This is a genomic window from Vibrio quintilis (assembly GCF_024529975.1).
Lineage (GTDB): Bacteria > Pseudomonadota > Gammaproteobacteria > Enterobacterales > Vibrionaceae > Vibrio > Vibrio quintilis.
This window is the reverse complement of the sequence record NZ_AP024897.1, coordinates 1,523,092-1,537,709: the sequence shown is the minus strand read 5'-3', so window position 1 is coordinate 1,537,709 and position 14,618 is coordinate 1,523,092. Positions and strand designations below refer to the sequence as shown.

10 protein-coding genes are annotated in these 14,618 nt (G+C 48.6%); 3 read left to right on the top strand and 7 right to left on the bottom strand.

The window, feature by feature from the left end; translation table 11 throughout:
* Positions 1-40: 40 nt before the first annotated feature.
* Complete coding sequence (locus OC443_RS07185; RefSeq protein ID WP_262021655.1) at positions 41-319, bottom strand: helix-turn-helix transcriptional regulator; 279 nt, start codon at positions 317-319, stop codon at positions 41-43.
* A gap of 103 nt (positions 320-422) precedes the next feature.
* On the opposite strand from OC443_RS07185, the gene OC443_RS07180 reads away from it, so the two are divergent.
* Together OC443_RS07180 and cobO are read left to right on the top strand one after the other, a co-directional pair.
* Positions 423-1,160, top strand: a complete 738-nt coding sequence (locus OC443_RS07180) for an XRE family transcriptional regulator (RefSeq protein ID WP_306345646.1) — start codon at positions 423-425, stop codon at positions 1,158-1,160.
* 720 nt (positions 1,161-1,880) lie between these two features.
* The gene (gene cobO / locus OC443_RS07175) at positions 1,881-2,480 is read left to right on the top strand and encodes a cob(I)yrinic acid a,c-diamide adenosyltransferase (RefSeq protein ID WP_073584519.1); all 600 of its coding nucleotides are present in this window, start codon (positions 1,881-1,883) and stop codon (positions 2,478-2,480) included.
* Positions 2,481-2,626: 146 nt separating this feature from the next.
* Here cobO and OC443_RS07170 read toward each other — a convergent pair whose 3' ends face one another.
* The 5 genes from OC443_RS07170 to udk form a co-directional block, all read right to left on the bottom strand.
* Positions 2,627-4,567 (bottom strand): AsmA family protein, encoded by a 1,941-nt coding sequence (locus tag OC443_RS07170; protein ID WP_073584517.1) that lies wholly within the window; start codon positions 4,565-4,567, stop codon positions 2,627-2,629.
* A 110-nt stretch (positions 4,568-4,677) separates the two neighbouring features.
* Positions 4,678-5,832, bottom strand: a complete 1,155-nt coding sequence (locus OC443_RS07165; RefSeq protein WP_073584497.1) for a response regulator — start codon at positions 5,830-5,832, stop codon at positions 4,678-4,680.
* 63 nt (positions 5,833-5,895) lie between these two features.
* Entirely contained in the window at positions 5,896-10,671 is a 4,776-nt protein-coding gene (locus OC443_RS07160; protein ID WP_073584495.1) for a PAS domain S-box protein, read from the bottom strand.
* A 35-nt stretch (positions 10,672-10,706) separates the two neighbouring features.
* Entirely contained in the window at positions 10,707-11,915 is a 1,209-nt protein-coding gene (locus OC443_RS07155; protein WP_083601682.1) for an EAL domain-containing response regulator, read from the bottom strand.
* Positions 11,916-12,232: 317 nt separating this feature from the next.
* Positions 12,233-12,874: a uridine kinase gene (gene udk, locus OC443_RS07150; RefSeq protein WP_073584493.1), complete on the bottom strand. Its 642-nt coding sequence runs from the start codon at positions 12,872-12,874 to the stop codon at positions 12,233-12,235.
* Positions 12,875-13,389: 515 nt separating this feature from the next.
* Here udk and OC443_RS07145 point away from each other — a divergent pair.
* Positions 13,390-14,055 (top strand): Crp/Fnr family transcriptional regulator, encoded by a 666-nt coding sequence (locus OC443_RS07145; RefSeq protein ID WP_073584491.1) that lies wholly within the window; start codon positions 13,390-13,392, stop codon positions 14,053-14,055.
* Here OC443_RS07145 and OC443_RS07140 read toward each other — a convergent pair.
* On the bottom strand, positions 13,977-14,297 hold the full coding sequence (locus tag OC443_RS07140) for a cyclic nucleotide-binding domain-containing protein (RefSeq protein ID WP_073584489.1): 321 nt from the start codon (positions 14,295-14,297) through the stop codon (positions 13,977-13,979). The two genes, OC443_RS07145 and OC443_RS07140, sit on opposite strands and share 79 nt — an antisense overlap.
* Between the last annotated feature and the right edge of the window lie 321 nt (positions 14,298-14,618).

The window sequence follows — 14,618 nt, the reverse complement described above, 5'->3', positions numbered from 1 at the left end:
TTAGTGATTTTTCCTCGCAAGATTGATCACATGGCTTCAGTCAGTGGCCGCTGCCTGAAGCCAACTCATGTCCGATAGCCTGGCCGGCCATCTCAGTGAAAACAGAATGCTTTTGTTGTGGTTCCGGAAAAACATCTTCCAGTGAACAACCAATTCCCCAGCGTTTAAACGCCCCCACAATTTTCCAGCACATAGTCAGACTAATGTTGCGAATGCCAGACTCATAGTTACCTATCGTTGATGGCATCACGCCAACAGCCTTTGCCAGAATGGCCTGACTTACCTTTGCCTGACGTCGGTATTTTGCGATTTGATTCATTGTTTTCTCCTTGTTCGTGAGCAATATACACAAAACGTGATTGCGTGTAAACACAAAAAGTGTCTATACTTCACACACAGAGCGTGTTAAATTCGGAAATGTTATGAGTATGACTAAAAAGAAAGAAGTCGGATCGCGGCTCAAGCGATTCCGTGAAGCAGCAGGATTAAGTCAACGCGCCCTGGCCGGAAAATGTGGCTGGGGTGCTTCGCGTATCGGTAACTATGAAGCCGGCGTCCGGAGTATTGACCTTGATGATGCAGAAATCATTGCCACGGCACTGAACATCAAAGCCCATCAGCTGTTATTTGATGACATTGCCCCCCAGTCGCCCGAACCAACGCAGAAAGAAGGAAATGCTGAAGTACTGGGAAATATGCAGGCCTGGGATAGCCAGACCCCTTTATCTGATGATGAAGTCGCTATCTCATTTCTGTCCGAAATTAACTTATCGGCCGGCAATGGTTTAATGTGTGATCAGGAACAGGACAACGGATTCCGTTTGCGGTTTGCCAAATCAACCCTCAGGCGCTATAACGTTGCACCGGAAAATGCCGTGTGCGTCTCCGTGAAAGGCGACAGCATGGAGCCGGTACTGCCCGATGGCTCGACAGTCGGGATTGATTGCGGAAACAGGCGGCTGGTCGATGGTAAAATTTATGCAATCAACCATAACGGCGACCTGTTTATCAAGCGCTTGTATAAGCTGCCGGGTGGCGGTTTAAGAATTTACAGTTTCAATGAAATTGAATATCCGCCCCGGGAATATGAAGAACAGCAGGTCATTGACCAGAAAATTACCATTATCGGGCGTGTTTTCTGGTATTCCGTGTTGTTATAAATACAGGTGATAAACCCGCTCTTTCAACTCACACTCTGATTCACAAAATTCCGTAACCGCCATGCATTCATTGTATGGCGCGTTCATCCCGGCATCATTGCAGCTTTATTTCCAGCTATAACCACAAATTGTATTCAACCCAATTTCCGCGCCATGTAAACACACTTTGTGATTGAAGTGCAAAACACAAATAGTGTATAATGACCATTCTATCATTCACTATTCGTGTATGCCGCAACGACATGAGATGTTTGTTCAGAATTCAGGGAAAAGTTCACCAATTCACGGCAAAAAAGCATCAAAAGACAGAAGATCATCCTGACCAATGGCCTTCATAATAAAACAATAAGCATAATTTTTTGTCCATTAAAAGATAACAACCGGCTCAGTCAATCAATCAGAGGAGATATCAATGAAAATGCTGGCGCTCTACTTCGGCTTGTGTGCATTATTCTTATTCGGTTACTGGATTTACCATCTGTTTAAAGACGGAGACGGATAAGCTCTGTCTTCATCATTCAATTTCAACTTAAGTGACGTTGTCACATAAAGAACACTGACTTACAGATTCTCTTCTTCGCTAATTCCCTAATATTTTTGGTATTTTTACGGTGTGCTTTATACACTATGATAGAACCGGCCAGCGTTGACACAATACCGGCGATGCATAACAGACCCAAAGATTCATTCTCTACTGACAAAATCCGGGACATCATTCACATGACAGAAGAAAAGCAAACCCGTTATCAGGCACGCCAGCAACGGGTAAAAGAACAGGTTGACAGCCGTATTGAAGCCGCACAGGAAGAGAGAGGTATTCTGGTTGTAATTACCGGAAACGGAAAAGGGAAAACCACGTCCGGCTTCGGCACCGTCGCCAGAGCAACCGGACACGGGCTGAAATGCGGTGTAGCGCAGTTTATCAAAGGCAGCTGGGACAACGGTGAACGCAACCTGCTTGAACAGCATGGTGTTCAGTTTCATGTCATGGCCACCGGGTTTACCTGGGAAACACAAAATAAAGAAACCGACACGATCGCCGCTCAGGCAGTCTGGCAACACTGCCGGCAAATGTTGCAGGACGAGTCTTTGAATCTGGTGCTCCTGGATGAGCTGACTTATATGATTACCTATGGCTATATCGAACTGGATGAGGTTCTGGATGCACTGCGCAACCGCCCGGTGATGCAGACGGTCATAGTCACCGGCAGAGCAGCGCACAGGGAGCTAATTGCGGCAGCGGACACCGTCTCTGAAGTGAAAAATATCAAGCATGCCTTCGAAGCAGGTATCAAGGCACAGCGGGGTGTGGACTGGTAAACTTTTGGGCTGGTAAACTTCCTGTATATACCCAAACAACCTGAAGATGCAGGTTTCCGTGAGATTTGCCTGGGTATAAATCTGAGTCAATGATGTTCCTGACCGACACCGGCTGATCAGGAACATCAAATCAATGAAAACTAAAGTTAAAACAGTTTCTTCAGCAGATTGTTCACGGCTTCGCGTGTTTTTTCATCCTTAATTTTTTCATCCAGTTTTTCCAGGCCGCGGTTGAGTTCCTTTTTCGCTTTTTGTTTGAGCACATCATCAAAGACCACCTTATAACGCGGCTTCTGCCAGTTGCCGGTGATTTTCAGCGGCACTGTGATATCCCGCAGTTCATCGATATCCTTACCGCCCTGTCCCTGCAAAGACCCGACAAACGAGGTCCGCACCAGCATGTTCTGGGTCTGATTCAGATAATTCACCTGCCCTTCCCCGTGCACCCGCAACAGCGGAGACATCATGGATAAATCCTTCGTTGTTGCAATTCCCTGCTTCAGGGTGAAGGTACCGCTGAACGTACTAAAGTCGGTTTTCTCCACCTCGTTTTCCGGCAGCGAACGGCCCTTAATTCTGGCATATCCGCTACGAATCAGCCGGGCAATATTAATCCCGTTGATCGCACCATCTGCCAGCTCAACCCGCACCGTGCCATAGAGATTCTTCTTCAGCCGCGCCTCGCTCAGTCCTTTTCCGGCCACGTTCACCTTCACCGTGCCCGTTCCCTCTAACCTGTCATTCTCTGCCAGCGCTTTCAGCAGCGGCTGGATTTGCACACCGGTTACCCGCTCACTGATCTGATACGTTGCCGGAATCCGGCGGGCATCGAGCTGTACATCCGCTTTTATTTTCCCCTGATAGAGCCCGGCATCAGTCACGGCCAGACGCACGATACCCTGCTGAATCGCAGTTTTCAGCGCAACACCGGTCAGAATCACCTGCTTCGCTTTCAGCCGGTCGATCCGCAGATCGCCAGCCACATCCAGCGTTTTTAATCCGGTTAAATCAGGCTCCTGCGTCGATGCCGGTTTTACCGACGACGCATTGGTCAAAGAGGATGAAGTTTGCGTCTGAACCTGAGCTACCGGAGCGGTATCAGCCGGCAATTTATCCGCAGCAGATAAAAACTGATCCAGATCGATATCCTGACTGTGCAGGCTGAAACGCACCTGAGGGACAGGTTTGCTCAGGGTAATTGTGGATTGACCATCGACCTGCAGCTGATTCACCTGCAGATTCAGTCCTGTCAGCTGAAGAACCCTGGTCGCCAAATCCATCTCCATATTGCCTTTCAGAGCAATATTCAGCGGATTCTGAGGCAATGATTCGCCATTCAGACCCGCCTGAATATCCAGCCCCCTGAGGCTGAATTTTCCATAATCCGCTGCCAGAAGAAAATCACCCTGCCCCTGCACAGAGAAAGCCTGTTTTTCCTGCCTGCCCTGGCCGGATAATTCAAACCCGGTCCACTGCCCCGGTAAAAATTCAGAAACCTTCAGGTTCAGATCACTGAGCACCGTCTGCTTTCCTGCAGCTGCATCACGTATTTCTGCATGAGCATTCGTTATCGCGACACCAGCCACTGTGATTTGCCAGCCAGCCTGATGCTGAGCATCCTCAGCGGTGGCTCCCGGCGCTGGTGCCTGAACGTCTGGTTTAGCATCTGGTTTCGCTGACGGGCCGGATGCGTCTTTTTTCTGCAGTGCGTCGAGGTTTGACACACCATCTTTGCGGGTTTCAATATCCAGCCGCATGCCATCAAGACGAATTTGTCCGATATGTATCTGCCGGCTGAACAGCGGCATCACAGACACGTCCGCCGCAGCTTCTTTCACTTCCAGCAAATTCTCATGCTGAAATCCGGGCGGATTTCTCAGCGCCACCTGCCCGACATGAACACCGACCGACGGAAAAAACTGCCAGCCCAAATCACCGGCAATGATCAGATCCAGCCCGGTCGCCCGTTTCGTTTGTTCGACGATCAATGGCTTATACTGATTCGGGTCAACCATCGTCACCAGCAGTGTCATCGCCCCGACGATGACCACAATGAGTCCCACAATCACATAGAGCAGTTTTTTCATATTATTTGTCTCAGCCTCCGGCACATAAAAAATATCAAAGTAGCATATCAACGCGTATTGATGAATCCTCATCTGCCGGTGAAACCATCCTGGTGGCATTTTGCCTGCGCTCAGGCTTCCTCTCTGTTCATCACTTTCTCAATTTTTTTCACTAAAATATCGCCCTTGGTCGGTTTGACAATATAATCTTTCGCCCCGCAGGTAATACATTTCTGAAAGACAGACTTATCGGTGTAACTGGTCAGCATAATCACTGAAACATGTTCCAGCTCCGGCAATCCCTGAATTGCCTTCAGTGTCCGGAAACCATCCATCACCGGCATGTCAATATCCAGCAAAATGACATGCGGAATAATCACCTTTGCCTTGAGCAAGGCTTCGGCCCCATTATTGGCCGTTTCTACTTTGTAACCCCGTGGTTCCAGAATGGTCGAGATGATTTTCAGCATCACCGGCTGATCATCCGCCGCCAGAATTAACGGGATGACTTCAGCTTCTGAATCTTTATGCTGCGCCTCCCGGATGGCAAAGCTCATCTCATCGATAAACTCATCATGCAGAGTGTGCAGGTCATGCAGGTTCTTCTTCAGGGATGAAAGCTGTAAACCAGATGCATCCGGGTGCGTACTAATCATCCGGCTTAACACGCGTTTCCACTCTCCGGCAGGAATATGTTCGATCACGTCTTCCAGCGGGGTAATCACCTTCGCCAGTGCATCGCTCTGCCGCTGTTTCTCCTTCTCAATCCGGGTTTCAATCGCCTCCAGCGCCTGATAACTGGCATTCAGCTCATCCGACATCTGGTGAATATTCTGCTCTTCTTCAACATGCTGAATCTGTGTCAGAATCATGTCTTTTAACTGATACAGGGTCAGCTGGAATCTGAAAATATCATAGACGGGTTTTATCGTTTCATAAGTATAAAACTGATGATTTTCGCACATCAGATACGCTGATTTTCTGTGAGTTTTATCGCAAACCAGCATTGAAATACCCGGCACGGTTCTGAGCTTTGCCAATGCCGGATGATGATCCAGCTGCTGCTTCAGTTTTAACGAATGACCCGGGTGATCGTAGGCAAAAATGCACAGAATCCCGTGAAACTCTTTTTGCTGCAGCCGCCGGACAAGCTCCTCCTCATCAGATTCATACTCAAAGCTGTAAATCTGACTGAAACATGGCGTGGCAATCTCCCTGACCTGATCTAACACCTCCAGAGAATCATAAAAAATGAAGACACTTACCGGAATCTCCTGCCCTTGCATCTGATGTTACTCCCATGTTGTCGCCTGACTAAGACGGCCTTTCATCTCTTGTGGATGTAAGATTTAAATGATGCCGTCGGCTTCCAGGCTCTCTTTCAGATAAAGCATCTCTGACTGAATCTCCTCAATCAGCGCGTTCACCACCTCAAAATTGTTGCAATTTGCCTCGACCTGTTTGAATTTCCGGCTCAGCGCCATGGCACCGCTGGAAGCCGATGCACCTTTCGCACCATGTGCTTTACTGCGAACCAGTTCGCTGTTTTGCTGTGCCAGCGCCGCTTCCAGCGCCGTTAAATCTTTCGAGACACTTTCCCAGAACATCGCCAGTACCGCCCGCATCAGAGACTGATCATCGGTGCCAATCACACTGCTCAGCTGCTCATAATCAATGCCCTGAATCGGTGACGATGACCCGGCATTTTCCGGTGATAAATCCGCCATTGTCGCCTGAAGCGACAGGCTCTTCATCCGCAGGGACAGAATTTTCTTCAGCTTGTTCAGCTCAACCGGCTTGGCAATATAATCATCCATCCCGGCTTTCAGGCAGTGCTCGGATTCACCAGCCATCGCATTGGCAGTTAATGCGATCACAACGGTCCGCTCCCGTCCTTCATGTTCTTCGATTTGCCGGATTTCAGAGGTCAGTTCATAACCATCCATCTCCGGCATATGGCAGTCCGTCAGCACCAGACTAAACCGGCCTGAACGCCACATATCCAGCGCAATCTTGCCGTTGTCAGCCATTTCGTAGGCATAACCGAGTTTTTCCAGCTGCCGGGAAATCACCAGTTGATTCACCGGTTGATCTTCCGCACATAAAATCAGTGTCCCGGCCGCAATCGCTGTCGCTTTGTCCGGAACAACGACTTCCTGAGACTCGCTGGCCGGGGAGAAGTCCCAGTCAATATCCGGGCTTTCAAGGCCACAGCAAACCGCCAGCCCGAAGATAAATTCTGTCGGTTTGAGCGGATGCGCGCCGACAACATAGGATTGCTGTGAAATGTAACCCTGAGTACACACAGGATCCCGGGTCAAAGACAACACCACGCCAAACTGCTCCATCGCTTCGCTGACTTCTTCATCCGTCACCGTGACCCGCGAATAGATATCCGGCACTGATTCCGGCTGTTGCTCATAGATAACCGCAAAATCCAGCTGCTCAATCATTTGCTTACAGGCAAGCCGGAGCAGCGAATCGCTGACCCGTAATATCAGCGCATAGCGGGCAAAACTATAAGCCAGCAAACTGTTGTCCTGCGCCTGAGCGGCTTCAACCGGCACATTAATGATGAAGGTACTGCCCAGGCCTTTCTGACTCTCCGCCCGGATACTGCCGCCCATCAAATCAACAAATGACTTGGTAATACTCAGACCCAGTCCGGTACCGCCATATTTGCGCGTGGTGGAAGAGTCCGCCTGTGAAAATGGCCGGAATAGCCTGTTCATCTGTTCTTCACTCATGCCGATCCCGTTATCTTCCACGCTGAGCGTCAGCAGGCCAGTCACATAGCTGATATGGACAATCACATACCCCGGCCTGCCATCCCCGCCGGTGAACTTAATCGAGTTCCCGAGTAAATTAAGGACCATCTGCCGGACACGCACCGAATCCAGCAACAGCGCCTCAGGCATCTTAAAATCATGATAAATAAAGATATCAACGCCTTTATTACCCGCGTTGACCCACAAAGCTTCAGTGGTTTTTTCAATTAAGGTCAGCAAAGAGGTTTCGGTGTACTCCAGTTCCATCTGGCCGGCTTCGATTTTTGAAAAATCCAGAATATCGTTGATGATTTCCAGCAGTGAAAACGCTGAATCTCTCACGGTATTGACCATTCTTTTCTGATCCTGAGTCAGCGACGTATCCCGCAGCAGATCAATCATGCCAATCACCCCGTTCATCGGTGTGCGGATTTCGTGGCTCATGGTCGCAAGAAAGCGTGATTTTGACTCACTGGCCTGCCGGGCAGCAAAGGTTTCTTTCTCCAGCCGCATCTGTGCCTGACGCTCTTCAGTAATGTCCAGGTTGATGCCAAACATCATTTCAGCAAAATCATCTTCACCGGCAATCACATCGGCAGCCGCTTTGACCCAGTGCACCTGACGTGTCATCTCATTCATGATCCGGAACTCACAGTTAAATGGTTTCAGGTTATCCACACATTCCCGGAAAATGGCTTCTGCCATCTCAACATCATCCGGATGAACCCGGTTTCGCCAGCTTTCATAGGCCAGCATTTCTTCTTTCGGCACACCGTATAAGGCATACATATTTTCATCCCATTTCAGGGTGCCGGTGTTCAGATTGATCGACCAGTTACACACCCCACCAGCTTCTGAGGCTAAAGCCCGGCCTTTGAGCAACTCTTCCCGCTGCACTTTTGACTCTCTCAGCTCTTCCTCAAACGCTTTGCGCTCTGTAATGTCTTCAACCACCGCAATGAAATATTTCGGAGTACGATCAGGATTGCGCACCAGCGACACAGACACCGTCGCCCAGAGGATGTCACCATTTTTGCGCACATAACGTTTGTCGATGGTAAATTCTTTGCGTACGCCCTGTTTGATTTCTTCAACCAGTTGGACGCCCCGGGCCGTATCTTCATTGAAGGTAATATCGGTAAAGGAAAGCTGGAGCAGCTCTTCTTCTGTATAACCAAAATCACTGCACATCCGCTCATTCACTTCAAGGAACCGGCCGTCAGCCGACAGCCTGGAAATTCCGATCGCAGCATTGCTGAAAGCAGCCCGGTAGATAATTTCCCGCTCAGCCAGTTCTTCTTTCAAAGACTGCTCCCGGCGCCAGGTATCCACTTGTGCGGTAATATCCCGCACCACGCCGACAAAGGCCGGACGGTTATCGAGCCAGGTCTCGCCAATCGAGATTTCTACCGGGAAGGTCCGGCCGGACTTGTGAAGACCCGCCATTTTTCCGGGAGTACCGGCCCGGTTACGGCAAACCGAAAGTAAAGACTGCATGGTTAATCCATCCGGAAAGTCGCCTTCTTCCGGCAGCATCAATGTTGTGACAGACTCACCGAGTAACACCTTTTTACCCCGGCCGAACACCGTCTCAAAGGCATAATTGACATCCAGAATTATGCCTTCATCATTGAGCACGACGATCCCGTCCAGCGCAGTGTTAAATACCGCCCGCAACCGGCTTTCCGCTTCGACAAATTCCCGGCTTCGCGCTTCAATTTCTTTTTCCAGTGCAACCCGATCCAGCACCCGCTGATGTTCCTGCTGCGTGACATCAGTCAACAGGGCCAGATAATGGCTCACGGTTCCCTCTTCCGTAAAGATTGGATCCAGCCGGAGGAGATTCATAAATGACACACCACTTTTTTTGAAGCTCTTCACTGTCACTGAACAGGAACGATGAGCCTGCATCTCATCCCGGACCTGTTCACAAGCCTCCTGAGAGCTGTCTGATGCCTGAAGAAAGGCCAGATTTTTCCCCAGGACTTCTTTCGACGTGTATCCGGTCAGGTACTCAAAAGCGGGATTAACATAAATGATCGGGGTGTTTTCCTCTGCCATGTCAATCACGGCAATCCCTGCGGTCATGGCATGAATTGAGCGGTGGGGAATCTCCATCGCCTGCAATTTAGCCGTATCATCTGTCAACCGGAGATGATGCTCATTCAGCGTGTCCCGTATCTGATTCACTGCGCCGGCCATCCGGCCGATTTCATCGTTGCGATCTGTCGCTAACCGGGGCACATCGGAATGGCCGCCGGATAAAAGACTCAAAGCATCATGAATGCTCCGGATCGGCGCCATGATTTTCATTGCATGATAAAAGCCAATACACCAGATCAGCAGAATAAACAGCGTCAGCAATACCGCTTGATCCATATAATCCGGCAACAGCATCGCCTGCTCTGCCGGCACCCGGATTAACACAGACCAGCCCATTCCCGGATAAGTGCTGGTGCCCTGAGAATGGGTAAAGCCGCTGATCATCCGCTGCTGTGTCGCTTTATCTGTGAACACATCTGCGCCGGTCAGCCCGGCCACTGCCCGTTTTGCATCTTCAAAGCCAGATTTCACCAGATTCACCTTACCCAGCTTACTGAAATTTCTCTGGTAATTGGCACCACCATAAGCCATTGGATTCATATCAATAATCACATGACCCGACGTATCCAGCAGCAGAATCTCCGCCTGAAGCTGGCGGTTTTTTTCTGCCTGCATTTCATAAGCGTTTCTGACCATCTGTTCCACGACCTGAAAATCGATCAGATTGACCCAGACCCCGGCGATTTTTCCGGATTCTTCCCGGATCAGTTTGGCCAGCAGCAAATCATAGGCGTTGGTTTCACCACTGATAATCCCGCGAACCGGCCCGTCGATATATACCCCTTCCGGACGTTCGGGCGTCAGTGTCTGCCCGGATAATACATTATGAAACCAGTGTGACAGCCTGACTTTTTCGGCATCGACGACCACATTGGCGATAGTTTTCCCATAACTGTTTTGTGTATTGGCCGCTAAAACATTGCCCTGCAGATCAAAAATGATAATACGCCGGTAGACCTGATAAGTGCGGACGAAGGCATTAAGCCGCTCAGTCAGCAGACTGCCAGCCGTGATATATGCCAATTGTCCGGCACCAACTTTCCCCAGAATCAACGGAAACAGCTGTGTATCGTTATACCGCTCAGACAAATGCTCATCAATATGCCGGCTGAGTATACCTGCCTCACGGCTGATAGTGTTTAAGGTTGTTTTTTCCAGCAGACTGCTTTCCCGGAGCGAGAATAAAAAAACAGATGAGATGATCAGTGCTCCGGTAAGAAGAAAAAGCAAAATCAGTTTGGCAGAAAGCTTCATAGCAGTCCTGTTTCCCCAGAGTTGCAGATAACAGCTCAGTTTTCTGAGCAATTTGGCAGACAACGCCGCATTGAAATATGAATGGCTTTTGCCAGCTCTTCCCTGGCAACGGCTTCCGAATACAAAAAGCCCTGGCAAATATCACAGCCCAAACCATCGAGATACTCTTCCACCGCTTTGTTCTCTACCCCTTCAGCCACGACCGTTAAATTCATCGCCTTGGCCATGTTCAGCGTCTGTTCAACCACGGCTTTCGATTTAAGATTCGTTAAACAATCACGGATGAAGGTTTTATCTATTTTCAACTCATTGAAAGGCAAAGCGTGCAGTTGTTCGATGGAGGCATAGCCGGTTCCGAAATCATCAATCGACAGGTGAAACCGCATCATACGCAGCCGCAACATGGAGGTGGTCATTGAGTAAGGATCATCACTCAGAAGCGTCTCCGTCAGCTCACAGATAACCGTTTCCGGGCTGACCCGGTATTCACGGCACTGCTTCTGAAACCAGGCCGGAAACTGGTTATCCTTCATCATCCGGCCTGACACATTGACCGATAATGTCAGCCCCGGCGCTTTTGCCTGAAGCGTGGCAAACTTTTTGAGAGCATCGTGAATTGTCGTTTTGGTCAGCAGTTCAATCAATTCATCAGAGCTTTCCGCGAGCGCAATAAACCGATCAGGATAAATCAGGCTGCCGTCCGGGCCGATAATCCGGGCCAGCGCTTCAAATCCCTTGACCGAATAAGGGTTCATCAAAATTTGTGGCTGAAAGTAAGTAATCAGCTGCTTCTGCGCAATGGCCTGACGAAATTCAGCTTCCGTTAACGGTAACCGGAGCGGCTTCTCCGGCTGAATCCGGTGCTTCGCATCATCGAGAAATGAGGCCGCAATATCAACGCTGATTGGCTTTCGCGCCACACCGAGAATCGCCAGATTATACTGATTCGCCAGTAAAGAGCTGGTGCGGAGAATTTCCTCTTCCTCGGCACTGATCAACACCACCGGATTACGATATTTTAAACCGGCCAGATACTGCAATACGGCCAGACCATCTTCGACCGGCATATTTAAATCGCAAAAAATCAGATCGATATGAGTTTCACAGAGAACTTTTCTCGCCTCAGCGCCATTCGCTGCCTCAAAAATCTGATAATCTCCCAGTTGGGAAAGACAGGTTCGCAACGTAAAGCGAATAATATCCTGATCGTCCACAACCAGTATGTTATGAATTGTTTCTGCCACAATGAAACTCCCGACATTCCTGTTCTTTCATCCAAACTGGCATCAGGGTCTTTACCCGGAATCAGAAGTGATTTGTTTCACACTGTTTATATCTGAGTAACCTGAAAATGCATGATTCAGGTGCTTAAATATAAGCATAGTGCAAGATATCGCAATGCAACGTGAATTATCAGCCATCCTTGCGGGGGAAAACCGTCAATTAGATAAAATGTGGCGGGAGACATCAGATTCGTGAGAAATTATTGTGCTATTTTATGATTAACTGATAACACTCTCACAACAGGCCGGTTCACGATGCACCGGCCCGCAGGCCAGATTTATGCACTCAATAACCGGGCAATATGGGCTTTAAGCACATCAATCGCAATCCGGTTTTTACCGCCGCGCGGGACGATAATATCTGCATACTGTTTAGAAGGTTCAATAAATTGCAGGAACATCGGACGAACAGTGTTCTGATATTGCTTCAGCACGGATTCGAGCGTCCGGCCCCGTTCTTCGACATCGCGGCGAATCCGGCGCATCAGACACACATCCAGCGGCGTATCCATAAAGATCGTTGCATGCATCAGCTCGCGCAGGCGTGGGTCGGTCAGCAGCAAAATACCTTCCAGAATAATCACCTTCTTCGGCGTCATCTGCGACGTGTTTGACGTCCGGGTGTGCTCTGAATAACTATATTCAGGCACATCGACCGCACTGCCGACGGTCAGTTGCTGAAGATGTTCGCACAATAAATCATGGTCAAGTGCATTCGGATGATCATAGTTGGTTTTCACCCGCTGTTCCATATTCAGGTGGCTCTGATCTTTATAGTAACAATCTTCTGTAATCACCCCGATCTGGTGGTCGCCGACTTTCGCCCGCAACTCCTGATAAATAGTAGTCGCAATAAGGCTTTTACCCGACGCAGAAGCGCCTGCGATTCCGATGATGACACATTGACGATGATCAGACATATTTAAAGTACCCGAAAACTTTGGTAAAGATAACTATGGTAAAAATAACTATGGTAAAGAAATGATTTGCGGCGTGATTATAGAGATAAGCCGCCACAGATTCCAGCACGGATTCCGGAAAAATTGAGCAGGCTCAGTGAATATTATTGATAGAGTGAATGATTCGAAGTTTTCTCAGGCTGGAATAAATTGCAACACTCAACACATCAAATCACAGTGCGGCACCATAGGGTCAATCTGTCAAATCTTCTTTACAGCCTCTGTCTGCTTTCTCCGTGAAATAACAGAATAACCCCCCGTAAAATACGGTAAAAACCAGCGATGGGTGATTCTTTCACCATATATACCCAAACAACCTGAAGATGCATCTTCAGGTTGTTTGGGTATAAGCCAGATTTTTTACAGTTTCTCTGGTGATATTTCCGACAATTTACTAACAATTCTGTTAAATAGAATGATTCTATCTGTATAATAGCAACCGCGAAAATATTTGGTTATTGGATATAAGGTCACCTGTGCATAATTTTTTTAGTGAATCATCACCTTTTCACGGTATTTCTGAAAGGGCGGAAAATTTTTTACTGATTAATGGCTCCTACCACTCCCTCGAAGCTGGCGATTGCCTTTATCAGGCCGGTCAGTTTATGGATGGCTATTATGTGATTTCAGAAGGAGCGATTCACCTGCAACGAAAAACAGGTAACCACAGCAAGCAAACCCTGCTCCGCACCAGCGGAGACTGGTTGGGTTATGTCCACTACTTTGCCGGTTTACCTTCTTCTGCCAATGCCATTGCCCAGAAAAAAACCAAGGTTTTCCACATTTCCGGGACCTTGTCCCAGCGTTTTTTCGACCGGTATCCGATGTTCTATCAGCGGATGCTGAAAGATATCACCAGAGAATACGTTGATTTTGCCGAGCATCACCTGTGCGAAGTCAGCTGCGATCTCCAGTTCCGGATTGCCCGGCAACTGCTGATGAAGGCAATCAAAACCAGCACCCATGAAATTCCGTTTACTCAGGCTGATCTGGCAGGTGTGATCGGCGCCGCTCAGGAAGATGTCGATGCCCAGCTGAAGGTGATGGAAAAACTGGGGCTGATTCAAACCCGGTACAGCAAAATCATCATCAAAAACACTGACCAGATTAACACGATGGTATTTGGTTCATCCGGGTCATAGCCACCTTTGCCAGCCAGTCGCCCCGCTGGCGGGCCCATGAGGTGTTTAACTTCGTTGTCTGTTTTGCGCTGCAGGTGAACCTTACCTTCAATCATGATGTAGTACCCGTCAACGAAATCACCGGCGTGATACAACATCTGCCCCTGTTCCGGTACCAGCCAGTCGCCATTCATCAGTAAAAAATCAGCCGCTTCTTCAGAGATACCATTGAAAGGCGATCGTTCACTAAAAAACCAATGCATGCTGGCACCTTAAACCATACTATTTTTATGAAAATACTACCCCAAAGGTTCTACCCAGCGAGTCGACGATTTGCGTCAGAGGCAGATAAAAATATGTCAGCACGATTGATTCGGGCACAAGCCGATATCCCGGATACGATTTCCCCCGGTCGGCAGAATACTGAATATACCCAGGCAACCTGAAGATGAAAAATAACAGAATACGTCGTCACCAACCATAAAAAAATAATAATCCACCAAAAAATAAGAGTATAATATTAACAGAAATATCATCACCAAATAATATCTTGCAATCGCAGACCGAACTAATTATATTCTTAC